General features: G+C 60.8%; 17 protein-coding genes and 1 riboswitch. Of the genes, 9 read left to right on the forward strand and 8 right to left on the reverse strand.

Annotated elements, in window-relative coordinates; translation table 11 throughout:
• Window positions 1-507: 507 nt before the first annotated feature.
• Window positions 508-819 (forward strand): hypothetical protein, encoded by a 312-nt coding sequence (locus PSEUDOMOFG3G_RS21870; protein WP_047229442.1) that lies wholly within the window; start codon window positions 508-510, stop codon window positions 817-819.
• Window positions 820-950: 131 nt separating this feature from the next.
• Here the strand turns inward: PSEUDOMOFG3G_RS21870 and PSEUDOMOFG3G_RS21875 are convergent, their stop codons facing one another.
• On the reverse strand, window positions 951-1,322 hold the full coding sequence (locus PSEUDOMOFG3G_RS21875; RefSeq protein ID WP_047229441.1) for a PH domain-containing protein: 372 nt from the start codon (window positions 1,320-1,322) through the stop codon (window positions 951-953).
• Between the two features lie 449 nt (window positions 1,323-1,771).
• Between PSEUDOMOFG3G_RS21875 and PSEUDOMOFG3G_RS21880 the strand changes: the two genes are divergently transcribed.
• The 5 genes from PSEUDOMOFG3G_RS21880 to PSEUDOMOFG3G_RS21900 all read left to right on the forward strand — a co-directional run bounded on the left by PSEUDOMOFG3G_RS21880 (window position 1,772) and on the right by PSEUDOMOFG3G_RS21900 (window position 7,905).
• Window positions 1,772-2,767: a TRAP transporter substrate-binding protein gene (locus PSEUDOMOFG3G_RS21880; protein ID WP_047229440.1), complete on the forward strand. Its 996-nt coding sequence runs from the start codon at window positions 1,772-1,774 to the stop codon at window positions 2,765-2,767.
• A gap of 66 nt (window positions 2,768-2,833) precedes the next feature.
• Window positions 2,834-3,466, forward strand: a complete 633-nt coding sequence (locus PSEUDOMOFG3G_RS21885; protein WP_139051126.1) for a TRAP transporter small permease — start codon at window positions 2,834-2,836, stop codon at window positions 3,464-3,466.
• Window positions 3,463-4,746 (forward strand): C4-dicarboxylate TRAP transporter large permease protein DctM, encoded by a 1,284-nt coding sequence (gene dctM / locus PSEUDOMOFG3G_RS21890; RefSeq protein ID WP_139051127.1) that lies wholly within the window; start codon window positions 3,463-3,465, stop codon window positions 4,744-4,746. The genes PSEUDOMOFG3G_RS21885 and dctM overlap by 4 nt, the downstream gene beginning before the upstream one ends.
• Before the next feature lie 108 nt (window positions 4,747-4,854).
• Window positions 4,855-5,850 (forward strand): TRAP transporter substrate-binding protein, encoded by a 996-nt coding sequence (locus PSEUDOMOFG3G_RS21895; protein ID WP_139051128.1) that lies wholly within the window; start codon window positions 4,855-4,857, stop codon window positions 5,848-5,850.
• A 147-nt stretch (window positions 5,851-5,997) separates the two neighbouring features.
• Complete coding sequence (locus PSEUDOMOFG3G_RS21900; protein ID WP_139051129.1) at window positions 5,998-7,905, forward strand: alkaline phosphatase D family protein; 1,908 nt, start codon at window positions 5,998-6,000, stop codon at window positions 7,903-7,905.
• Between the two features lie 147 nt (window positions 7,906-8,052).
• Here PSEUDOMOFG3G_RS21900 and PSEUDOMOFG3G_RS21905 read toward each other — a convergent pair whose 3' ends face one another.
• From PSEUDOMOFG3G_RS21905 to PSEUDOMOFG3G_RS21930, 6 genes are all read right to left on the reverse strand, one after another.
• Window positions 8,053-8,553 (reverse strand): methylated-DNA--[protein]-cysteine S-methyltransferase, encoded by a 501-nt coding sequence (locus PSEUDOMOFG3G_RS21905; RefSeq protein ID WP_076386269.1) that lies wholly within the window; start codon window positions 8,551-8,553, stop codon window positions 8,053-8,055.
• A gap of 47 nt (window positions 8,554-8,600) precedes the next feature.
• Window positions 8,601-11,330, reverse strand: coding sequence for a LuxR C-terminal-related transcriptional regulator (locus PSEUDOMOFG3G_RS21910; RefSeq protein WP_139051130.1), 2,730 nt, complete (start codon window positions 11,328-11,330; stop codon window positions 8,601-8,603).
• A 326-nt stretch (window positions 11,331-11,656) separates the two neighbouring features.
• Window positions 11,657-13,021 (reverse strand): DUF1329 domain-containing protein, encoded by a 1,365-nt coding sequence (locus PSEUDOMOFG3G_RS21915; protein WP_047229433.1) that lies wholly within the window; start codon window positions 13,019-13,021, stop codon window positions 11,657-11,659.
• A gap of 25 nt (window positions 13,022-13,046) precedes the next feature.
• Window positions 13,047-14,912 carry a DUF1302 domain-containing protein gene (locus PSEUDOMOFG3G_RS21920; protein ID WP_139051131.1) on the reverse strand — a complete coding sequence of 622 codons (1,866 nt, stop codon included), beginning with the start codon at window positions 14,910-14,912 and terminating at the stop codon, window positions 13,047-13,049.
• A 335-nt stretch (window positions 14,913-15,247) separates the two neighbouring features.
• Window positions 15,248-16,930 (reverse strand): fatty acid--CoA ligase, encoded by a 1,683-nt coding sequence (locus PSEUDOMOFG3G_RS21925; RefSeq protein ID WP_139051132.1) that lies wholly within the window; start codon window positions 16,928-16,930, stop codon window positions 15,248-15,250.
• 153 nt (window positions 16,931-17,083) lie between these two features.
• A complete protein-coding gene (locus PSEUDOMOFG3G_RS21930) occupies window positions 17,084-17,713 on the reverse strand; it encodes a LysE family translocator (protein WP_139051133.1) in 630 nt (209 codons plus the stop codon).
• A 140-nt stretch (window positions 17,714-17,853) separates the two neighbouring features.
• On the opposite strand from PSEUDOMOFG3G_RS21930, the gene PSEUDOMOFG3G_RS21935 reads away from it, so the two are divergent.
• From PSEUDOMOFG3G_RS21935 to PSEUDOMOFG3G_RS21945, 3 genes are all read left to right on the forward strand, one after another.
• Entirely contained in the window at window positions 17,854-18,819 is a 966-nt protein-coding gene (locus PSEUDOMOFG3G_RS21935; RefSeq protein WP_139051134.1) for a 2-hydroxyacid dehydrogenase, read from the forward strand.
• Window positions 18,820-18,852: 33 nt separating this feature from the next.
• On the forward strand, window positions 18,853-19,851 hold the full coding sequence (locus tag PSEUDOMOFG3G_RS21940; RefSeq protein ID WP_139051135.1) for a class I SAM-dependent methyltransferase: 999 nt from the start codon (window positions 18,853-18,855) through the stop codon (window positions 19,849-19,851).
• Window positions 19,852-19,902: 51 nt separating this feature from the next.
• A riboswitch (yybP-ykoY riboswitch) is annotated at window positions 19,903-20,023 on the forward strand.
• A gap of 90 nt (window positions 20,024-20,113) precedes the next feature.
• Window positions 20,114-20,698, forward strand: coding sequence for a TMEM165/GDT1 family protein (locus tag PSEUDOMOFG3G_RS21945; RefSeq protein ID WP_047229427.1), 585 nt, complete (start codon window positions 20,114-20,116; stop codon window positions 20,696-20,698).
• 195 nt (window positions 20,699-20,893) lie between these two features.
• Here PSEUDOMOFG3G_RS21945 and PSEUDOMOFG3G_RS21950 read toward each other — a convergent pair whose 3' ends face one another.
• Window positions 20,894-21,709: a M48 family metallopeptidase gene (locus PSEUDOMOFG3G_RS21950; RefSeq protein ID WP_047229426.1), complete on the reverse strand. Its 816-nt coding sequence runs from the start codon at window positions 21,707-21,709 to the stop codon at window positions 20,894-20,896.
• Window positions 21,710-22,863 lie beyond the last annotated feature (1,154 nt).

The following is a 22,863-nucleotide window of genomic DNA, read 5'->3' on the forward strand; positions in this document are numbered from 1 at the left end:
CTGTCTGAAACGGTGATGTTGGATGGGCCGCCGTCATCGCGAGCAGGCTCGCTCCCACAGGGGATCTGTGGCGGGCACAAAATCTGTGAACACCACCAAAAAACTGTGGGAGCGAGCCTGCTCGCGATAGCGGTCCGTCTGAAACGGTGATGTTGGATGGGCCGCCGTCATCGCGAGCAAGCTCGCTCCCACAGGGGATGTGGGGCGGGAACAAAATTCGTGAACACACCGATCAAAACTGTGGGAGCGAGCTTGCTCGCGATAGCGGTCTGTCTGAAACGGTGATGTTGGATGGGCCGCCGTCATCGCGAGCAAGCTCGCTCCCACAGGGGATGTGTGGCGGGCTTTCGCTTATAGCGTTCCAATACAAAATCCGTATTCACTTACTTCCATCAGGTCTTGGCTACTGTCAGATATGACAGTGGTCCTCACTGCGGCTCACTTCTAACCTGATCCAGCCTCGCAAGTATGCGAAGCCAATCTTCGATGACCCGCAAGGAGTTCATGATGAACACAAGATACTGTCCCACTAAACCGACCCTGCTGGCTCTTTCCCTATTATTGAGCGGCATGACTTTTCAAGCTTTCGCGGCAGGACGCGAGCCTTGCAGCGCGGACAAGGTCGCGCAAGCCAAGGAGTTGAAACCAGGGGGGATGGGTGAAACGGCTCTGTCCGAAGAAGAGTACGTAACGCAACTGAACCTGGAAGCGGTCAGGGTCACCGGAGTCGTCATGACCAAGGACTTGAGAAATGATCGTCTCACGGTAGTTACCGACAACTCCAGCAGCAAAATAGTGACCGACATGTACTGCAAATGAACGGTCCCGAAGGACTCGCCACATGCCCCTCATTGAAGTGGCATGTGGCTGTCACCCTTCGCTTGAATGCTCAACGTAACAGGCGTCACTTCACCCATCGAGTTTTCGTATTCACTCAGGGTCCGCTGACATCAGGCCAAAAGATGCCTGGAGATCAGCTTCGATATTTCGACGATGCCTGTCTTGCCGGTGAATTCAAACTTCACCTTGCCCAGGGATGAAAAGTAAATCTCCAGTTCCGAATCCAGGTCGAAGGTACCGGAGGTTTCTACCGAGTAGGCCACGATGTTCTTATAAGGCAGAGAGGTGAAGTCCTTTTTGCTGCCGGTGATGCCTTGCACGTTCACCGCGATGATGCGCTTGTTGGTGAAGACTACGCCGTCGCGCATGGACTTATAGGCGTCGATGACCTGTTCGCCATCCAGCAGCAGGGCTGTTACGCGTTCGGCATACTCATCGTTCTGCTTGAGCTTGAAGAAGCCTTTGTTGTTGAAATCGATCATCCGTAAATCCTTGTGGGGTTGAAAAGCGTTCCAGGCTTCCTGGGCCCATATCGAGACGGGCGCGGGGATTCTGGCGCAGCCAGGAGTAACATCACAAGGCCATGACCGAGCATTTCGCCGTCTCACCAGGCTAAATCCCCCGACACCCGATGCGTGGCCAGCGAACAGGCCAGTAGCCATTATTTCGCTTTTATGGTTTCCTGACCCCCGTTACGGTTGCAGGCTGAAACCTTTCGCCCTGTTTCGGTCCCGATGGTTGTCGCCCCAGCCCTGGAAGGCTCTAACGCACCCTTTTGAGGCGTTAGCCAATACCCGCGATTTTTCCCGCACTGACCGTCACAATCCCCCGGCAAACTGTTTTTCTGCCTAGACTTGCAACTGTCCCGCCGTGCGCTGCGTTTTGAATGAGCCCGCACGATAAATACAAAAACAAAAGAGGAAACCCCACAATGTTCAAACCTATCTGGAAAGCGCTCGCCTGTACGCTGGCACTCAGTGCGTTGAGCACGGCCATGGCGGCGGATCCTGTCGTCATCAAGTTCTCCCACGTAGTAGCCGAACAAACGCCCAAGGGCCAGGGCGCACTGATGTTCAAGAAGCTCGTGGAAGAGCGTCTGCCAGGCAAAGTGAAGGTCGAGGTGTACCCCAACTCCTCGCTGTTCGGCGATGGCAAGGAAATGGAAGCCCTGCTGCTGGGCGACGTGCAGATGATTGCGCCGTCGTTGGCCAAGTTCGAGCACTACACCAAGTCCGTGCAGTTGTTCGACCTGCCGTTTCTGTTCGATGACATCTCCGCTGTGGACCGCTTCCAGTTGAGCCCTGAAGGCCAGAAGCTGCTCAAGTCCATGGAAAGCAAGAACATCACCGGCCTGGCCTATTGGCACAACGGCATGAAGCAGTTGTCGGCGAACAAGCCACTGCGTGAACCCAAGGATGCCCGTGGCCTGAAGTTCCGCGTGCAGGCCTCGGCCGTGCTGGAAGAGCAGTTCAAGGCGGTGAACGCCAACCCGCGCAAAATGAGTTTCGCCGAGGTCTACCAAGGCCTGCAGACTGGCGTGGTCAACGGCGCGGAAAACCCGTACTCGAACATCTACAGCCAGAAAATGCATGAAGTACAGAAGTACATCACCGAGTCCAACCACGGTGTACTCGACTACATGCTGATCACCAACACCAAGTTCTGGAACGGCCTGCAACCTGACATCCGTACCGAACTGGACAAGATTCTGGTTGAAGTCACCACCCACGTGAACAACGAGGCGGCGCAACTGAACCAGAAAGACAAGCAGCGCATCCTGGACGCCAAGACCACCGAAATCATCACCCTCACGCCTGAAGAGCGCGGCGAGTGGCGCGACAAGATGAAGCCGGTATGGAAGAAGTTTGAAGGTGACATCGGTGCTGATCTGATCAAAGCCGCCGAAGCCTCCAACAAGGCTCAGTAATGGGTTGGCCGGTGCTGCCGCCCTGGCAGCGCCGGCCTGTCGTCCCCCCTGCAGGAGATGTCATCCATGAACGCCCTTCGGCGCATCTGGGAACACTTCGAGGAAGGTTTCATTGCCTTTCTTCTGGCCGCCATGACGCTGGTTACTTTCGTCTACGTGGTGCTCAACAACCTCTACACCGTTTTTTACAGCCTCGGTGACAACTGGCCAGCCGCCAGTGAGCCGGCGTTCGCCATTGGTGACAGCATCATGGGCATGGCCCAGGCCATGACCTGGAGCACCTCGCTGACCAAGGCCCTGTTTGGCTGGCTGATCTTTTTCGGCTTGTCCTACGGCGTACGCACGGCCGGGCATATCGGCGTGGATGCGCTGGTGAAGCTGGCGAGCAAACCGGTACAACGCTTTATCGGCGTGATCGCCTGCCTGTGCTGCCTGACTTACGCCGGGCTGCTGGCCGTCGCCAGTTACGAGTGGATCAATACCCTGATGATCGCGCAGATCGGCGCAGAGGACCTGGGCCACTTCGGCATCATGCAATGGCACATCGGCCTGATCGTGCCGGTGGGTTTTGCGTTGGTGTTTATCCGTTTCGCGGAAATTCTCGTGCGCATCCTGATGAATCGTCAGACCGGCCTGGGCCTGGCCGATGAAGCGGCCGAAGCCATCAAATTGACTGAACACGAGGAAGACAAGCCATGACCATTGCCTTCCTGTTCGTGGCGCTGTTCGTGCTGATGTTTATCGGCGTGCCCATCGCCATTTCGTTGGGGCTGGCCGGTTCGCTGACCATCATTTTCTTCAGCCCGGACTCAGTGCGCTCCCTGGCGATCAAGCTGTTCGAAACCTCTGAGCACTACACACTGCTGGCGATTCCGTTCTTCCTGCTGGCCGGTGCGTTCATGACCACCGGTGGCGTGGCGCGACGCCTGATCGACTTTGCCAACGCCTGCGTCGGGCATATCCGTGGCGGTCTGGCGATTGCGGCGGTACTGGCGTGCATGCTGTTTGCCGCGTTGTCGGGTTCAAGCCCTGCGACGGTGGCGGCGGTCGGTTCCATCGCCATTGCCGGTATGGTGCGCTCGGGTTATCCACAGGCGTTCGGCGCCGGCATCGTCTGCAACGCCGGCACCTTGGGCATCCTGATTCCGCCGTCGATCGTGATGGTGGTGTACGCCGCCGCGACCGAAACCTCGGTGGGCAAGCTGTTCATGGCCGGGGTGATTCCGGGCCTGCTGCTGGGGTTGTCGTTGATGGTGGCGATCTACGTCGTTGCCGTGAAGAAAAACCTGCCGGCCCTGCCTCGGGCGACGTTTCGCGAATGGCTGTCCACGGCGCGCAAGGCGCTCTGGGGTCTGCTGCTGATGGTGATCATCCTCGGCGGGATTTATTCCGGGATGTTCACACCCACCGAAGCGGCGGCTGTGGCAGCGGTGTATTCGGCATTCATCGCACTGTTCGTCTACAAGGACCTCACGTTCCGTGAGACGCCCAAGGTGCTGCTCGAATCGGCCAAGCTGAGCATCATGCTGATGTTCATCATCGCCAACGCCATGCTCTTCGCCCATGTGCTGACCACCGAGCAACTGCCGCAGCAAATCACCGCTTGGGTGATCGAGGCCGGGCTGACGCCGGTGACCTTCCTGCTGGTGGTGAACATCGTGCTGTTGATTGCCGGTGCGTTCATGGAGCCTTCGGCGATCATCCTGATCCTGGCGCCGATTCTGTTCCCTATCGCCATGCAACTGGGCATCGACCCGATCCACCTGGGCATCATCATGGTGGTGAACCTGGAGATCGGCTTGATCACGCCTCCGGTGGGGCTGAACCTGTTCGTCACCTCGGCGGTGACCGGCATGTCGCTGCCCGCCACCATCCGCGCAGCCATGCCATGGCTGATGATCCTGCTGGCGTTCCTGATGCTGATTACCTATGTGCCATGGATCTCGCTGGCCTTGCCGAACTGGTTGGGGATGAACTAGCCCCGACTCAAGACAGGCGCAGCGGCGAGGGCATTTGTTCCCTCGCCACTGCGCTGTCGGGCTAAGCCTGCGTGTCGCACCGTCGACCAATAAAAGGGAAGCCTCACCATGCTAAAACCTCTTTGCAAAGCGCTCGTCTGTACCTTGAGTTTCAGCCTGCTGGGCTCAGCCATGGCGGCTGAACCGATCGTGATCAAGTTTTCCCATGTCGTGGCCGAGCAAACGCCCAAGGGCCAGGGCGCGTTGATGTTCAAGAAACTGGCGGATGAACGATTGCCAGGCCGGGTGAAGGTCGAGGTGTATCCCAACTCCACGTTGTTTGGCGATGACAAGGAGATGGAAGCGCTGCTGCTGGGTGACGTGCAGATCATTGCGCGCTCGCTGGCCAAGTTCGATCAGTACACCCGATCCGTGCAGCTGTTCGACTTGCCGTTTCTGTTCAACGACATTGCCGCGGTGGACCGCTTCCAGCAGAGCGCGGAAGGCCAGAAACTGCTCAAGTCCATGGAAAGCAAGAACGTCACTGGCCTGGCCTATTGGCACAACGGCATGAAGCAGTTGTCGGCCAACAAACCTCTGCGTGTACCCGAGGATGCCCGTGGCTTGAAGTTCCGGGTGCAGAGTTCGACCGTGCTGGAAGAACAGTTCAAGGCGGTGGGCGCCCGGCCCCAACCGATGATTTTCTCTGTGGTGTACCAGGGCCTGCGCACCGGTTTGGTCAACGGCACGGAAAACACCTACTCAAACTTCTACAACCAGAAACAGCATCAAGTGCAGAAGTACATCACCGAATCCAACCACGGCATTCTCGACTACATGCTGATCGCCTCGTCCGACTTCTGGAACGGCCTGCCGCCGGATATCCGCACCGAACTGGACAAGATCGTGGTCGAGGCCACCGCCTATGCAAACAGTGAGGCGGACCGACTGAACCAGCAGGACAAGCAGTTCATCCTCGACGCCGGGACCACCGAGATCATCAGCCTCACCCCCCAGCAGCGCAACGCCTGGCGCGAGAAGATGAAACCGGTGTGGGCAAAGTTTGAAAAAGAGATTGGGCCGGATTTGATTAAAGCCGCTGAAGCTTCCAACCAGGCGCAGTGAGGCAGCAAAGCCCGGTGAACCTTGTGGCGAGGGAGCTTGCTCCCTCGTCACAAGAGCTGGAGCACGTCGCCTTTTCACCGAGTCCCAGTTCTCCAGCGCATTGCGTTATGATCCCCGCCTCCATCGGAGCCAGAGCTTTACCTGCGAATGTTGCCGTCCTCATCTGACATCTCCCCTGCCCTGCCCCCTGTCCTGGTCGGCCCGCTGCTGCGGCGACTGGAGCCCACACGGCTGGTGATGTGGCTGGTGGGTACACGCCCCCTCACGTTGACGCTGCGTGTGGCCGGTGTGGGCGATCTCACCCTGGATGCCCCGCGCTGCACCGTAGTGCCGGTGGGACAGCAGGCCTTTGTGCACCTGATCGATGTACGACTCGACACCGCCCTGCCCCAGGACGTGGTGATTGACTACGACCTGCTGGTGGACGGCGCGCCCATTGCCGAATGGGCGCCCCATCTGTTGTATGGCCAGGCGCAGTGCCCGAACTTCGTCCTGCATTCGCGTATCGATCAACTGGTCCATGGTTCCTGCCGCAAACCCCACTATCCGACCCACGACGGCTTGCTCTGCGTCGACCGGCTGTTGGCACAAGCCCCACAGCAGCGTCCGGCGTTGTTGATGATGAGCGGCGATCAGGTCTATGCCGATGACGTCGCCGGGCCCATGCTGCGGGCGATTCACGCGTTGATCGAGCGGCTGGGGCTGTTCGAGGAATGCCTGGACGGCGCGGTGGTTGAAGACAGCGCCAAGCTCTATGAACACCCGGCCAGCTACTACCACCGCGCCGATTTATTACCGGCGCTGGAAAGCAATGAAACCCTGCGCGAGCGTTTTTTCGGCGGGGCCCGCAAGCCGATATTCACCAGCAGCAGCGCCGACAATCATCTGGTGACCTTCGCTGAAGTGATGGCGATGTACTTGCTGGTGTGGTCACCCGTGCCGTGGACCCTGATCGACCCGCAACCGCCGGAACTGACCGCCGAGCGGCGCCAGCGCTATGCGCTGGAACAGCAGCGCATCGAGGGTTTCAAGACCGGTCTTGGGGACGCGGCGCGGGTGTTTGCACACCTGTCGTGCCTGATGATTTTCGACGATCACGACATCACCGATGACTGGAATCTATCCGCGCAGTGGGAAGAAACGGCCTACGGCCACCCGTTCTCCAAGCGCATCATCGGCAACGCACTGATCGCCTACATGCTCTGCCAGGGCTGGGGCAACAACCCCGACGCGTTTGATGAGGTGATCCAGCAAACCCTGGCCCTAAGCGACACCGCCCGGGACCGCTACCTGGACAGCGGCCCACAGGACAAACTGATCGACACGCTGCTGGGTTTCCAGCAATGGCACTACGTGTTGCCGACCACCCCGGCCCTGGTGGTGCTCGACACCCGCACCCGCCGCTGGCGCAGCGAGCGCAACCTCAAGCAGCCTTCGGGACTGCTCGATTGGGAAGCCCTGAGCGAACTTCAGCAGGAACTGCTGGATCACCCCTCGGCGATCATCGTTTCACCGGCGCCGATCTTCGGTGTGAAGCTGATCGAAACCGTGCAACGGGTGTTTAGTTGGTGCGGTTATCCGCTGCTGGTGGACGCGGAAAACTGGATGGCCCATCGCGGCGCGGCGCAAGTAATCCTGAACATTTTCCGGCACTCACGCACGCCCGGTAATTACGTGGTGCTGTCCGGGGATGTGCATTATTCCTTCGTCTATGAGGTGCTGATCCCACACCGTAAGGGCGGCCCGCGCATCTGGCAGATCACCAGCAGCGGCATCAAGAATGAGTTCCCGCCGGCGCTGCTGGAATGGTTCGATCGCCTGAACCGTTGGCTCTACTCTCCCCGCTCGCCCCTGAACTGGTTCACCAAGCGCCGCAGCATGCGCATCATTCCTCACACCCCCGAACACGCCGAGGCGGGAGAGCGGTTGTGGAACTCGGCGGGGATCGGGCAGGTGTTCTTCAATGAACAGGGGCAGCCGACGCAGATATTCCAGCACAACGCTAACGGCCAACCGCCGACGCGCATGCTGGCGCCGCAAGAGCCTTCGGCCTGAACCGAGTGAGTCCTGTGTGGGAGCGAGCCTGCTCGCGATAGCGCAGGCCCATCCAACATCCTTGCAAGCTGACCTTCCGCTATCGCGAACAGGCTCGCTCCCACAAGGGATTTGCAGTGTTATGGGCTTGCGGCCAAATGAAATAACTCAAAACACCAACTGCAGCGTCTGCTGACCTTCCAGGCTCAGCAGGAACTGCTTGGCCGCAAGGCCCCCCGCAAAGCCGGTAAGGCTGCCGGAGGTGCCGATGACGCGGTGGCAGGGGGCGATGATGGAGATGGGGTTGCGGCCGTTGGCGGCGCCTACCGCCCGCACCGCCGTGGGCTGGCCGATCTGGATGGCGATGTCGCGGTAGCTGCGGGTTTCACCGAACGGAATGCTCAGCAGCGCCTGCCAGACCCGGACCTGAAAGTCGGTGCCGGCAAAGTCCAGCGCCAGGTCGAAACGGCGGCGCTGGCCGGCGAAATACTCCATGAGCTGGCGCTCGGTTTCCTTGAGGACCGGATGCTGGCTGTCCTCTTCCAAAGGCCCCAGGCGCACGCGGTTGAGACGCTCGTTTTCCCAGAGAATGGCCGCCAGTTTTGTATCCCGGGCGACGAGAATCAGTTGGCCCACGGGGGATGGGATGGTTTTGTACAGGGGTAACATCAGGCATTCCTTATCGCTGGCCAACCGCTTGGCACAAGTAACCAGTCCTAGCCCAACAACCCCAGCACCTTCGCCCGCGCCACGGCCTGGGTGCGGCGCTCCACGCCGAGTTTGCTGTTGATGTGGCTGGCGTGGGTCTTGACCGTGTGCAGCGAGATGAACAACTGCTCGCTGATTTCCTGGTTCGAACAGCCCTGGGCAATCAATTGCAGCACCGCCCGCTCGCGACTGCTGAGGGTTTCGACGGGGGCCGGTGAATCGGCAGCCACCGTCGACGGCAAGCGCTCAAGCAGGTTCTGGCGCAAGGGACTGAGGGGTGCGCGCAACAATTGCTCGCGCAGCCACTCCCGATGTTCGCCCAGCAACCATTCGAACGGCTGCAGCACACCGCCAGCGGCGGCTTCGAGGGCTTGGGCCAGGGTACTGCGGGCTTCGGGTTCGCGGCCGACGCTCAGCAGCAAGGCGACCTTCTGGTTGAGCGCCATCACACTGAGCATCTGCCGGCCGGTTTGCTGGCCGTGTTCAAGCAAGGCATTGAGCCGTCCTTCGGCCAACATGGGCTGGCCGCGGATGGACTCCAGCACCGCCTGTTGCAATTCGACGTGCAGCGGCAGTTGCGGGTGGAATTCCGGCGGCGCGGCGGCCCGCTCACCGGTGTAGGTCTGCCCCAGTCGCGCCAGCCAGGCTTCGGCCAGGTCCGTACGGCCCTGGGCCAGCCAGAGTTCGCATTTGACCAGGGTGATCATCGCCAGGTAATAAATCGGCGGAACGTCCCAGATATGCATCAGGCGCTCGGCTTCGGCCAGTTCGGCAAAGGCCCGGGCGAATTCGCGAGCGTGGCCTTCAACCCGCGCGATCACGCAGTGGCCGATCAACACGCTGATGTCGCGACACGCCCGCGCTTCGGTAAGACCGGCCTGCAACCGCGCCAAGCCGGCCTGGGGCTGCATGCGCAAGGTCAGCAGGAACCCTTCGTACAGAATCAATCGCGCCCGCACGGCATACAGCCGTTGCGGCGAGAGTGCGTGCAGGCGTTGCAGGCCCTGGCGCACTTCATCGAGCGCCCGCAGGATCTCCCCTCGCGCTTGCAACACCCGGGCACGGTCGTAATGGGCCAGGGCCTCGAACAACGGGTTACCGACGCGCTGCGCCAGCTCCAGGGAGTCACGGTTCAAGGCCCGGGCGCGCCACAGGTCACCGTCGGCAATCGCCAGGTTCGACAGCGTGGACAGGCACATCAGACGTTGGCCATAGCGCTTTTGCGGCAGGCTCTCCAGGGCTTCGGTGCAGTAACGCACAGTGGCCTCGCGATCCCCACGGCCACGGGCAATGATCCCGCTCAGGGCCAGCCATTGGGCAAGCATGGATTTTTGCGCAGTGGCCGAAGGCGCCGGCAGAAACCGGCTCAGGTGGGCGGCCAGTTCTTCAGCGGCGTCCAACTGGCAGGCCAGCCCCAGCGCCCAGCTGTACAGCACGATCAAGCGCGGTGTGCTGATGAGCAGGCTGTCGGGCAAGTCCATTTTCCAGCGCAACAACATGCCGACGTTCTGCTCGGCCAGCAATTGCTCCTCCGAGAGGTTCTGCACCAGGTTCGCCGCCACATCCAGGTGCCCGGCCCGCAGCGCCTGCTCCACGGCCTCGTCGATCAAGCCCTGGGCATTGAACCAGCGGCAGGCCCGCAGGTGCAGGGTCGCAGCCGGCACCATGGCCGGCGCACTGGGACGGCTGCGCAGCAAATCGGAAAACAGATGGTGGTAACGGTACCAGTGGCCATGCTCGTCCAGCGGCACCAGGAACACCTGGTGCGCCGCCAGATACTCCAGGATTTCGGCGCTGTCATGGGCTTCGCGCACGGCATCACACAGTTCGCTGCAGAAACGTTCCTGGGACGCGGTGTCGTAGAGAAACGCCTGCACTTCGGCGGGCAGACAGTCGATGACTTCCTCAAGCAGGTAATCGCGAATCAGCCCTTCGCCGCCATGCAGAGCCTGGGGCATGCGGCCCTCAGTCCCGGCCTCGGAAGCGGCCAGCAACCAGAAACGCAGCCCGGCCACCCAGCCTTCGCTGCGCTGGATCAGGCTCTCCAGGGCTTCCCCGCGCAACGAACTGCTGTGGTGCTGCAGCAGGGTCAGGGCTTCTTCATGGGTCAGACGCAAGTCCTGCTCGTTCAGTTCGAGCAATTGGCGTGACAGACGCAGGCGCGCCAGATGCCAGTCCGGGCGCTGCCGACTGGTGACCAGCACCAGCAAACCTTCGGGCAGGTGATTAAGGAAAAATTGCAGGCAACGGTCCAGCACCGGGCTTTGGGCCAGGTGGTAGTCGTCGAGCACCAGCAGCAAGGGTGTATCCGGCGACAGATGCGCGGACAGTTCATCCAGCAGGCCGTCGAGCCATTCTTCGAAGGCGAAAGGCTGGTGGCGCTGGCGCATTTTCAGCAGCCCCAACGCACGACCTCCCAACTGCGGGTAGAACGCCTGGAGCCCTTCGAGCAGCCGTTCCAGAAAGCGTCCCGGGTCGTTGTCCCGGGCACTGAGCCCCAGCCAGAGGCTTTGCCAATGGGCCGGCAGGCTCTGGCAGAACTCCACCGCCAGTGAGCTTTTGCCGAACCCCGCCGGGGCGCTCACCAACAGCAACCGACCTCCAAGCCCCGCACTCAAGCGCTCGCACAACCGCGGCCGCACGACATGGCCGTCAGGCAAGGGCGGGCGGTAGAAGCGCCCGTCCTGGACCGCGACGGCGGTGCGGGCAGAACCCGGGAGTGAAGACAGATCAGTCATGGCCGGCTCTTGTTGAAATGCGGGTGGCGGCGTTGCAGATGTCCGCAGACTAGCGGTAAACGAGGAGGTATTGAAGGGAGTTGCTACAAATGGCTACAAAAAGGCTACAAGCCGACCGACTCGAAAAACTCAGGCAGCCACCGCTCTTGTGGCGAGGGAGTTTTGATCATTCCCACGCAGGAGCGAGGGAACGATCGAGCTTTTTGGGGCTGCTTTGCAGCCCAGCGGGGATAAATCCCCTCGCCACAGGGGTTTTGTGCTGGGCAAAAAAACGCCCCGAACCAGTCGGGGCGTTTTTTCGAGGATGCGGCCTCGGGTGAAGCTGTTTAGCGGATACCCTCCTGGCGCAATGCGTTGGGAGTGAACTCGGCGGTGCTGGCGGTGAAGCCGAAGTCGTAGGCCGATTTCTCTTCGTTCTTCATGCCCAGCGCCAGATAGCGGCCGGACTGCAGGTCGTAGAGGGTTTCCAGGGCGTACCACGGCACTTGCTTGTCGTAGTAGTTCTCGGCATGGGCCTCGGCAACGCGCCACAGTTGGCCACGACCGTCGTAATGGTCGATCACCGCGGCTTGCCAGGTGTCTTCGTCGATGTAGAAGTCACGCTTGGCGTAGATGTGGCGTTGGCCTTCCTTCAGGGTCGCGGTCACATGCCAGACCCGACGCAGCTCGTAGCGAGCCAGGTCCTGGTTGATATGGCCGGCCTTGATGATGTCGGCGTACTTGAGCTGAGGCGAATCGATCTTGTAGCTGTTGGAGGCAATGTACAGTTCTTTCTTGCCCACCAGCTTCCAGTCGTAGCGATCCGGCGCACCGTTGTACATGTCCAGGTTGTCGGAGGTACGCAGGCCGTCGGCAGCGGTGCCCGGGCCGTCATAGGAGACCTGTGGCGCACGGCGCACACGGCGCTGGCCGGCGTTGTAGACCCACGCAGAACGCGGTTCCTTCACCTGGTCGAGGGTTTCGTGCACCAGCAGTACACCACCGGCCAGACGCGCCGGCGCGGTGACTTGCTGCTTGAAGTAGAACAGGATGTTGCCAGGGTTGGCCGGATCGAAATCCTTCATCTTGTCGCGGAACACGAACTGGTCCCGGAAGTACACCAGGCTGTAGGAGCCGTTGGGCTGCGGCGTGGCCTGGGTCACCAGGCGGGTCACGCTGCCGCCGCGATAGCGAGTGATGTGGTTCCAGATCACTTCCACACCGCTCTGGGGAATCGGGAACGGCACAGCCGTCTCGAAGTTCTCCAGACCGTTACCGCCGGACACCAGCTTGGTGTTCACCGCGTTTTTCTTGATGGAGGCGTACACGTCATCCGGCACGGTGGCGCCGCGATGGGATGGGTAGACCGGCATCTTGAAGGATTCCGGGTAACGCTTGAACATCGCGTACTGGCCCGGCGCGAGCTTGTCTTTGTACTGGTCGACGTTCTGCGCAGTGATGGTGAACAGCGGCTTTTCACTGGCGTACGGGTCGGAAAGGAAACCCTTGCTGTCTACGCTGCCGGCGTTCTTGGCCATGGGTTTCCAGGCCGGGATCGAACCGTCGGCATTACCGGCCATTTCGGCGCCCATCGGCGTCAGGCTTTTGCCCAGTTTGTCGGCTTCGGCGGCAGGCACAGCCGCCATGACGCTGGCGGCCAGCAGGGATAGCCCCAAAACACCGACCTGCAACAGACTCTTTGTTATTTTCATAGTGTGTCGTCCTGAAATACTGTGCTTAGAAGGTCACGCCGACGCTGAGCGCCAGGAAATCGCGATCGTCCACGGTGCTGAAGTCGCCACCAAAGAAGTTGGTGTAGGCCAGGCTCGCGTTGTAGGTGTTCTGGTACTCGGCATCCAGTCCGAGGCTGACGGCTTTGCGGCCTTCTTCAAAGTTGGCGCCCGGGCCTGGCGAGTAGCCTTTGACGTCATGGGACCAGGCCACGTTGGGCTTGAGGTTCACGCCGGCGAACACATCCGGATACTCCCAGATGGCGCGGGCACGGTAGCCCCAGGAAGTGGAGGTGGTGAAGCCGTCGTTGTTGCAGTTGCTGTTCACATCGGCACTGGTCTGGCCACCACCGGCCGCAGTCGAGCCATTGAGCACGTTACAGAAACCGTTGGGCAGTTCTCCCGGGCCAAACACCGGGTCACGGCCATAACGAGCGTCGGATTTGCTTTCCAGGCCGCCCACGTAGGTCACGCCGACTTCGCCCACCAGGGTCAGACGGCTGGCGCCCATGACCTGATCCAGGAAGTGGGTGAATGTGGTCTGGAACTGAGTGATTTCCTTACGGTTATAGCCATGCAGGTCCTGACCCGGCGAGCCAGGGAGGATCGAAGCATTGCCAAGACCGGGAAGCGGGGTCACACCGGCGAAAAGAATGTCCGTGGTGCTCAGTTGCACCGGGGCGTTCGGACGATAGCTCAGTTCACCGCTCCACGCCGTACCGGTAGGCAAGGTGGTGGAGAAACTCAAACCGTAGAGACGGATATCTTCAGGGTACTCGATGAAATAGTTCGAGTTACCCGCCACCAGCAGAGGCGACAGCGCGGCGAACGCAGGCGGCAGTCCTGCTGCCAGGTCAAAAACGGACTGTGGAGCACCGGTGGCACTGAAAATCGGCGCACGGCTGTGGTAGTTCATGAAGTAGGCACCAAACTCGGTGTCCAGCGGCTCGAACATGTACTTGAACGACACGCCCCACTGGCCACTGTCGCGAGCATCACGATCCGGACCGCGACGCACCAGCACGCCTTCTTCGTTGACGTTGACGCCAAGCGCCTCCGCTGGGCCCAGGGCGGCCGCCGGGAGCGTAGAGCGTTTGTTCAGCACTCGCAGGTTGTCGCTGCAACCATCGGCAACCACGTCCGGCTGGGAGAAGAACGTGCCGCAGTTATCGACGACCGTCTGGTCCCACTCCAACTGGTAGAACGCCTCGGCCGACAGGTTGTCGGTCAGGCTCTGGGACACATAGAACATGTTGACCGGAATCAGGCCTTCCTTGATCTCGGCACCAGGACGACGGAACGCCGACACGTCGACCGGGTTGATCGAGTTGATCCCGCCCTGGATGAAGGTGCTTTCACCCCAGCTGACCACCTGTTTACCCAGGCGGACCGAGCCAGGCTGATCGCCAATGGCGTAGTTGTGGTAGATGAAGGCATCGAGGATCTGCCCGCCGGACGACTTGGCGCCTTCCTTGCGGTTGCTGTCGCTGATGTCCTTGTACAGGCGATGTTCGTCCTTGAGTTCGAAGTCGTACCAGTACTTGCCGCGCACAAACACGCCGGTATCGCCGTACTTGAGTTCCAGGTCGTGGATACCCTTGAAGATCTTCGAAAAGGTTTCCCCGCGCTTGAAGTTCAGGTGACCGTCGTCGGAGGTCTGGGACAGGCCCTTGCCGCCGTTGTTGACGCCGATCAGGTCCCTGTTGGCCTTGGCCGTGGACCAGCTTGCGCCGACCGACAGGGACGAGTCGAACTGGCCCTCGATTTCACCGATGTTGAAACTGACGCCGAATGCTGGCCCGGCGAGCGAAGAGGCGAGACTGACCGCCAGAGGCAGTTTTGCCCGGCGCCAGAACGTGTTTGCTGAGGTCATCGACGCTACTCCATGTGCTTTTATTTTTATGGCAGTCAGTATTTTCCAAGAACACTTTCAACGGCTGGGAATGGCAACGTTCCACCCCGTTCAAAGTCGCATCGCCCGTTTAGTGCGTGCGCCCCGTTCTTGAAAATCCTTAAACGGACTATAGCCAGCAGGTAGTACGGCTTGATCCCTCTAAAGTGTGATTTGCAGCCCGCGACCACTCTGGAACAGTCCTTTCGCCAGGCCGACAGATGTCGGCACGGCAAGGATGGCTGAAATTTTCGGTTTGACAAGGCAAGCGCTTGCTTGGTGGGGCTGCCGTGCCCTTTTGGACACGGCAAAAACGTTTAAAGCGTCGACAGGAAGGTGCTGTTATTGCTCTGCCATTCGGTGACGTCGATGCGGATACGCTTCTTGTCGAGCTTGCCGACGCTGGTCTTGGGAATTTCCGTAACAAGGGCGATCTGGCTCGGGATCGCCCACTTGCTCAGGTGCCCCAATTCGACGAACGGCTTGAGATGTTCCTTGAGCTCGCGAGCCCCGATCTGATGCCCTTCGCGGATGACCAGCAAGGCAAATGGGCGCTCGCCCCACTGCGGATCGGGAATCCCCACCACTGCTACTTCGCGTACCGCGACGTGACGGCTGATGAGGTCTTCCAGGTCCAGGGACGAGATCCATTCACCGCCAGTCTTGATCACGTCCTTGATGCGGTCGCGAATATCGATCACGCCCATGCTGTCCAGCGTGGCGACATCGCCGGTGTGCAGCCAGCCGCCGGCCCAGAGCTCGGCGCCCTTCTGCGGCTCGTTGAAATAACCCTCGGTGAGCCACGGTGCGCGCAGCACCAGCTCGCCCTGGGTCTCGCCGTCAGCGGGCAGGAAATGCCCCTCGGCGTCGACAATCGCCGCTTCCACCAATGGCCCTGGTACGCCGGCCTTGATCCGGTAGGTGATGCGTTCGTCTTCGCTGCCGGCCATCAATTCGTCGTTGAGGTGGGCGCAGGACACCAGCGGGCCGGTTTCCGACATGCCATAGGCGGCGGTGAGCTGGATGCCCCTGGCCTTGGCCGCTTCATACAGGCTGCGGTTCAGGGCGCTGCCGCCGATGACGATTTTCCAGCCAGCGAAATCGGTGTCCTGGGCGCCCTTGGCATTGAGGACCATTTGCAGGATGGTCGGCACGCAGTGGGAAAAGGTGACTTTCTCCTTGCGCCACAACTGGACCAGGAATTCGGGGTCATAACGACCGGGGTAGACCTGCTTGAGCCCGAGCATGGTCGCCACGTACGGCAGGCCCCAGGCATGGACATGGAACATCGGCGTAATCGGCATGTACACGTCGTTGGTACCCAGCAACCGCACACTGTCAATGGCGCCCATGATGGTCGACACGCCCATGGTGTGCAGCACCAGTTGCCGATGGGTGAAATACACGCCCTTGGGGTTGCCGGTGGTGCCGGTGGTATAGAACGTGGTGGCGACCGAGTTTTCGTCGAAGTCCTGGAAATCGTAGGCGGGGCTGGCAGCGGCGAGCAGTTGTTCGTATTCGCCCACCAGGTTCGGCAGGTCGGCGGTTTTTTCAGGCAGGTCGGTCAGCAGGAGGGTTTTTTCTACGGTTGTCAGGTGTCCGGCAATCGCCTGGTACAAACCGACGAACTCGCTGTTGACCAGCACGAAGCGGTCTTCAGCGTGATTCATGGTGTAGAGGATCTGTTCCGGTGACAGGCGCACGTTGATGGTGTGGATCACCGCGCCGATCATCGGGATCGCAAACATGCACTCCAGATAACGATGGCTGTCCCAGTCCATCACCGCCACGGTATCCCCGGCCTTGACCCCGGCCTCGGTCAGCACATTGGCCAGCCGCGCGACGCGTTCGATCAGGGTCGGATAGCTGTAGCGAAACTGGTCGCGGTAAATGATCTCGCGGGTTTTCTCATAACGCGCACCGGACATCAGCAGCCGCTTGATCAGCAGCGGGTATTGATAAGCGCCTTCGGCTGGAGGAATAACGCGAGTCTGCAACATAAGAGTCCCTTTTCTGACTGCACGGTCTTGGCTGGAAGTAAGCACTGTAGAGCGCCGGTACGCGGATCAAATCAGCCAAAGGAATGATTTGATCCGCCCGCAAATACTAGCCTTGAGCCATATACCGTCACCTGCAGTCAGGAGTCGGGGCGATCAACGCATCTCGGTAAACGCCAATTTGACGCCAATGGCAACGAGTACCGCGCCCATGGTCCGGTCGAACCAGTGGCCCATGCGGGCGAACCCGGCGCGCACTCGCTGTTGGCTGAACAGCATGGCCACCAGACAGAACCACACTGCCGTCGCCGCCGCCAGGTAAACGCCGTAACCGGCCTGGATTGCCAGGGGGGTATGAGGGTTGATGACCACGGTGAACAGCGACAGGAAAAACAGCGTCGCCTTGGGGTTCAGTCCGTTGGTGACGAAGCCCGAGGTGAAAGCGCCACGGGCGGTACGTTCGCCGGCCTCTTTGTGCAGGTTGCCCGCCGTCGGCTTGACCGGTTGCGCACGCAACGCCTTGAAGCCGATGTACAGCAGGTAGGCGGCGGCGGCCCATTTCAGCGCGTTGAACAGCACGATCGATTGCGACACGATCAGGCCAATGCCCAGCAGCGAATACCCCACATGCAGGAAAATCGCCGTGCCCACGCCCAGCGCTGTCCAGGTTCCGGCGCGGCGACCATGGGTCACGCTCTCGCGCACCACCACGGCAAAATCCGGCCCGGGGCTGGCCACGGCCAACAGGTGGATCAGGGCGACGGTGAGGAATTCGGTGAGGTACATGGGGACTCCTTGGCTAGCTCAATCTCAAGACAAACATCAACTGTGAGTGAGGGGCTGTGTGGGAGCAAAGCTTGCTCCCACACACATCTGATAGGCTCGCCACATTACGCCTTCGATTCCTGCGATAAAAGGTACAGCTGATGACGAACAACGGCCGCGCAGTTTTCCTCGACCACCCTTCCCTGGACCTCGGCGATTTGGACCTGGGACCACTGCGCAACTGCTTCAGTGAACTGCAACTGTTCGCCCGCACGAGCCGGGATGAAGTGAGCGAGCGGCTCAAGGGCGCCACGGTGGCGATCACCAACAAGGTCGTGATCGATGCGACCGCCATGGCCGCCAACCCCGAACTGAAACTGATCCTGATCAGCGCCACCGGCACCAATAACGTCGACCTGGAAGCCGCGCGCCAACACGGCATCACAGTGTGCAACTGTCAGGGCTACGGTACGCCGTCGGTGGCCCAGCATACGATCATGCTGCTCTTGAATCTGGCGACGCGCCTGGGTGATTACCAAAAAGCAGTCGGCGCAGGTCGGTGGCAGCAGGCTTCGCAGTTTTGCCTGCTGGACTATCCCATTGTCGAACTGGAAGGCAAAACCCTCGGGCTGTTGGGTCATGGTGAACTGGGCAGCGCCGTCGGACGACTGGCCGAGGCCTTTGGCATGCGCGTGCTGTTGGGGCAGATCCCCGGACGCCCTGCTCGTCCCGACCGCTTGCCTCTGGATCAACTGTTGCCGCAGATCGATGCCCTGACCTTGCACTGTCCTCTCAACGAACACACGCGCAACTTCATCGGCGCCCGGCAACTGGCGCAGCTCAAACCCGGCGCCTTTGTGCTCAACACCGCCCGCGGCGGCCTGATCGACGAACAGGCCCTGGCCGATGCCTTGCGCAGCGGCCATTTGGGCGGCGCGGCCACCGATGTACTGAGCGTGGAGCCACCGACCCAGGGCAATCCGCTGCTGGCCGCCGACATTCCGCGGTTGATCGTCACGCCCCATAACGCCTGGGGCAGCCGCGAGGCGCGGCAACGGATCGTTAGCCAACTGACGGAAAACGCCTTGGGTTTTTTCAGCGGTACAGCGCTGCGAGTCGTCAGTTGATAAACTGCCGCACTTTTTTTCAAGGAGCAGACCATGGATCCGCGCAGTGAAGTACTGCTTCGTCAGGCCGAGTTATTTCAGGGTTCGGTCCTGCTGGCCGGCCTGCCCGCCGATGATCTGCTCGGCCGCTTGCCCCAAGCCCACGGCTGGTGCTGGCACGCCGGTGATCAGGCCGCGCTGGATGCCCGTTTCCCCGAGCGCAGCCACTTTGGCGTGAACGTGCCGGCCCGTGAGTTCGAGACCGCCGTGGTGTTCCTGCCCAAGGCCAAGGACCTGACCGACTACATCCTCAACGCCGTGGCCTCGCGCCTGGCCGGTCGCGAGGTGTATCTGGTGGGGGAAAAGCGCAGCGGCATCGAAGGCGCGTCCAAGCAGCTCAATGCCTTCGGCAAGCCGCGCAAGCTCGACAGCGCGCGCCATTGTCAGCTATGGCAGGTCACCGTGGCCGACGTCCCCGAGGCCAAGCCTTTGGAAAGCCTCGCCCAGACCTACGAGCTGCCCCTGGCCGAAGGCGCACTGAAGGTCATCAGCCTGCCGGGGGTGTTCAGCCACGGTCGCCTGGATCGCGGCAGTGCGCTGTTGCTGGAACACCTGGATAAACTGCCCAGCGGCCACCTGCTGGACTTCGGTTGTGGCGCCGGGGTGCTGGGGGCAGTGGTCAAGCGTCGCTATCCGCACAACACCGTCACGCTGCTGGACGTGGATGCGTTCGCTGCCGCCAGCAGCCGCCTGACCCTGGCCGCCAATGGTCTGGAGGCCGAGGTGCTGACCGGCGACGGTATCGACGCCGCGCCCATGGGATTAAGTGCGATTCTGAGCAACCCGCCGTTCCATGTCGGCGTGCACACCGACTATCACGCCACGGAAAATCTGCTGCGAAAAGCAGCGAAACATCTGAAAAACGGCGGCGAACTGCGCTTGGTGGCGAACAGTTTCCTCAAGTATCAGCCGTTGATCGAAGAGCATCTGGGCGTGTGCGCGATCAAGGCCGAAGGCCAGGGTTTTCGCATCTATCGGGCCAAGCGCGGCTGAAGCAAATTTAAGAAACAGCACTTGCCCAATCGGATTTGCCTAGGCAGAATCCGCTCCGTCCTAGGGGAGTAGTCTCCCGCGAGCGCCATGCTCGCCCGGCATACGTCAACATACTTGGTCAGCAGACCATGGCGTATGCGGCCCAAGCGTCCACGCAGATGGTCGCTGGGTTTGACAAGACCTATGACACGCACACCTTACCCGGGGCGGGAAGGCTGTACGTGTCATAGCCGTGTCGACCCGCCCCTCTAGGAATCACCTGATGCTGGACTCTTTCCTCGTACCTACCGCTATCGTTGCGCTGGCCGAAATCGGCGACAAGACGCAACTGCTCGCGCTTATTCTCGCGGCTCGCTTTCGCAAACCCTGGCCCATCATTGCCGGCATCGTTGCCGCCACCTTGGCCAACCATGCGGCAGCCGGCGCGGTGGGGGCCTGGGTCGGTAGTATTTTCTCGGACGCGGTCCTGCACTGGATCCTGGCGGTGAGCTTTGCCGCCACGGCGCTGTGGACGTTGGTGCCGGACAAACTGGACGATGACGAAGCCAGTACGGCCCGCAAGTTCGGGCCTTTCCTGACCACGCTGATCGCGTTCTTCCTGGCGGAAATCGGCGACAAGACCCAGATCGCCACCGTGATGCTCGCCGCGCAGTACCCGGAACTGTGGCTGGTGATCATCGGCACCACCGTGGGCATGCTGATTGCCAACGTGCCGGTGGTCCTGGCGGGCAATTTCGCCGCCGAGAAGCTGCCCCTGACACTGATCCGCCGCCTGGCCGCCTCGGCGTTCTTGGTCCTGGCGATCGTGGCGGTGTACAAGGCGATGCAGAGCAGTGGGTGGGTTTGATCGGGTAGGTGAGTAATACCGCGTTATCGTTCATCGCGAGCAGGCTCGCTCCCACACTGGCTGCGGGTGTTCACAAGAATATCGAACACGGCCAATCTCTTGTGGGAGCGAGCCTGCCCGCGATGAACGATGACGCGGTCTGATTGAAGTCTGCGTCGCCTCTGTCGCGAGCAAGCTTTGCTCCCACAACGATGATTACTTTCTAGCCTGCTGATACAGCGGCATCACCTTCGGAATCGCCGCCTGCAGCGACGCGATCCGGCTGCTGGAGGACGGGTGGGTGCTCATGAATTCCGGCGGCGCGCCTTCCGAAGCCTTGGCCATCTTGTTCCACAACGTGATCGCGGCATTCGGGTCGTAGCCGGCGCGAGCGGCCAGTTCCAGGCCGATCAGGTCGGCTTCGTTCTCATTGCCGCGACTGTTGGGCAGGGTCATGCCGTAGTTGGCCACAGTATCGGCCAACGCCAGGCTGTCCTGACCCAGACCGAACAATGCACCGGCGCCCTGCTTGGCCATTTCGATGCCGTAGGCCTTGGACATCGCTTCGCGGCCGTGCTCGCGCAAGGCGTGGGCGATTTCGTGGCCGATGATCGCGGCGATTTCATCGTCAGTGAGCTTGAGCTTGTTGATCAAGCCGGTATAGAAAATGATTTTGCCGCCGGGGCCGCAACTGGCGTTGAGCTCATCGCTCTTGATCAGGTTCACTTCCCAGTTCCATTGCGCCGAATCCGGGCGGAACACAGGTGCCTGAGCGATCAGCCGACTGGAGATGGCCTGGACGCGCTTGGCATCGCTACTCGTCTTGTCCAATACACCCTTGGCGCTCGCTTCGCCCATGGTCTTTTGGTAGGACTGGGCATACATCTGATTGACCTGGTCGGTGGACAGCATGCTGAACATGTATTGCTTGCGCTCCACGCCCACGGCTCCGCCGCTGGTGGTGTTGACCGACTGGCAACCGGCAAGCAGCAAGCCCACACTCAGTGCACTCACCATCAATATCTTGTTCATGTAAGAAGCTCCCTGGAAACGTGGGCGTATCCTAGGCGCTGATTTGTATCGGCGCCAGATACATAGCGTGGGATTACAGTTTTTTCAGACAGACCCTACTCCAGTCCATTTACGACACCCACAAAGCCAAAACAGTCATCCGACGAACAGCGCCTCATGCTGGGCCAAAGAATCGCCGATACAGGCTTCAGACGTCATTCCCGCGTCCGGAGCCTTTATGAAATTCAAATCGATACAGTTTTCCGTGGCCGCTCTGGCCGGCGCCATCATTCTCAGTGTGGTCGGCGCCCTGGTGCTGTACGCGCTGTTTGCCGGCGCCCGCACCCAGGACATGGTGCAACAGCGGACCAAGGCGCAGTTCGAGCATCTGATCGAACAACGCCTCGACGCGCTCGCCCGCACCCAGGCCAGCCTGATCCAGCGAGAACTGGAGGCACCGCTGTTGCTTGCCCGGGGCCTGGCGACCACCAATGCCTTGATGGGCATGAACGGCCCGGACGGCAACGCACAACTGAAGGTGCCCCGCGAGCAGATGATCAGCCTGCTGCGCGAAACCGTGGTGCGCAACCCGAAGATTCTCGGCGCCTACATCGCCTGGGAACCAAACGCCATTGACCACGACGACGCCAATTACGTGAACAGCCCGGTGCTGGGCATGGAAACCGACGGGCGCTTCCTGCCGTGGTGGTTTCGCAACCAGGACGGCACCCTGGGCCTGGAAAAGCTCGCCGATGTGACGGACCAGAAACTGCTGTCCACCGGTATTCGCGCCAGTGAGTACTACCTGTGCTCCCGGGACAGCAAGAAAGCCTGCGTGATCGACCCGGCGCCTTATCGCGTTGGCAACACCATGACCATGCTCGCCTCGTTCATCGAGCCGATCATGGTCGATGGCAAGTTCCAGGGCATCGTCGGCGCCGACCTGTCGGTGAACTTCATCCAGGACATGCTCGTCGCTGCCGACCGCGAGCTGTATGAGGGCGCCGGGGAAATGGCGTTGCTCTCCAGCAACAACCGCTTGGTGGCCTTCACGAAGGACCCGTCCAAACTGGGAGAAAAGGCCAGCGACCTGCTGGACGCCAATGAACTGGACAACCTGTCCAAGCTCAGCGTCGGCCAGGTACGTTACGACGTCGATGAAGCCCATGGGCATA

The organism is Pseudomonas sp. FG-3G, from assembly GCF_901007645.1.
Taxonomy (GTDB): Bacteria; Pseudomonadota; Gammaproteobacteria; order Pseudomonadales; family Pseudomonadaceae; genus Aquipseudomonas; species Aquipseudomonas rhizophila.

Bases quoted from the DNA above. Each gene is read 5' to 3' on its own strand.
- PSEUDOMOFG3G_RS21905 (WP_076386269.1), bottom strand. From the start codon at position 8,553: ATGTTACCCCTGTACAAAACCATCCCATCCCCCGTGGGCCAACTGATT.
- PSEUDOMOFG3G_RS21900 (WP_139051129.1), top strand. From the start codon at position 5,998: ATGTTGCCGTCCTCATCTGACATCTCCCCTGCCCTGCCCCCTGTCCTG.
- PSEUDOMOFG3G_RS21935 (WP_139051134.1), top strand. From the start codon at position 17,854: ATGACGAACAACGGCCGCGCAGTTTTCCTCGACCACCCTTCCCTGGAC.
- PSEUDOMOFG3G_RS21920 (WP_139051131.1), bottom strand. From the start codon at position 14,912: ATGACCTCAGCAAACACGTTCTGGCGCCGGGCAAAACTGCCTCTGGCG.
- PSEUDOMOFG3G_RS21930 (WP_139051133.1), bottom strand. From the start codon at position 17,713: ATGTACCTCACCGAATTCCTCACCGTCGCCCTGATCCACCTGTTGGCC.
- PSEUDOMOFG3G_RS21875 (WP_047229441.1), bottom strand. From the start codon at position 1,322: ATGATCGATTTCAACAACAAAGGCTTCTTCAAGCTCAAGCAGAACGAT.
- PSEUDOMOFG3G_RS21915 (WP_047229433.1), bottom strand. From the start codon at position 13,021: ATGAAAATAACAAAGAGTCTGTTGCAGGTCGGTGTTTTGGGGCTATCC.
- PSEUDOMOFG3G_RS21910 (WP_139051130.1), bottom strand. From the start codon at position 11,330: ATGACTGATCTGTCTTCACTCCCGGGTTCTGCCCGCACCGCCGTCGCG.
- PSEUDOMOFG3G_RS21925 (WP_139051132.1), bottom strand. From the start codon at position 16,930: ATGTTGCAGACTCGCGTTATTCCTCCAGCCGAAGGCGCTTATCAATAC.
- PSEUDOMOFG3G_RS21895 (WP_139051128.1), top strand. From the start codon at position 4,855: ATGCTAAAACCTCTTTGCAAAGCGCTCGTCTGTACCTTGAGTTTCAGC.
- dctM (WP_139051127.1), top strand. From the start codon at position 3,463: ATGACCATTGCCTTCCTGTTCGTGGCGCTGTTCGTGCTGATGTTTATC.
- PSEUDOMOFG3G_RS21880 (WP_047229440.1), top strand. From the start codon at position 1,772: ATGTTCAAACCTATCTGGAAAGCGCTCGCCTGTACGCTGGCACTCAGT.
- PSEUDOMOFG3G_RS21940 (WP_139051135.1), top strand. From the start codon at position 18,853: ATGGATCCGCGCAGTGAAGTACTGCTTCGTCAGGCCGAGTTATTTCAG.
- PSEUDOMOFG3G_RS21945 (WP_047229427.1), top strand. From the start codon at position 20,114: ATGCTGGACTCTTTCCTCGTACCTACCGCTATCGTTGCGCTGGCCGAA.
- PSEUDOMOFG3G_RS21950 (WP_047229426.1), bottom strand. From the start codon at position 21,709: ATGAACAAGATATTGATGGTGAGTGCACTGAGTGTGGGCTTGCTGCTT.
- PSEUDOMOFG3G_RS21870 (WP_047229442.1), top strand. From the start codon at position 508: ATGAACACAAGATACTGTCCCACTAAACCGACCCTGCTGGCTCTTTCC.
- PSEUDOMOFG3G_RS21885 (WP_139051126.1), top strand. From the start codon at position 2,834: ATGAACGCCCTTCGGCGCATCTGGGAACACTTCGAGGAAGGTTTCATT.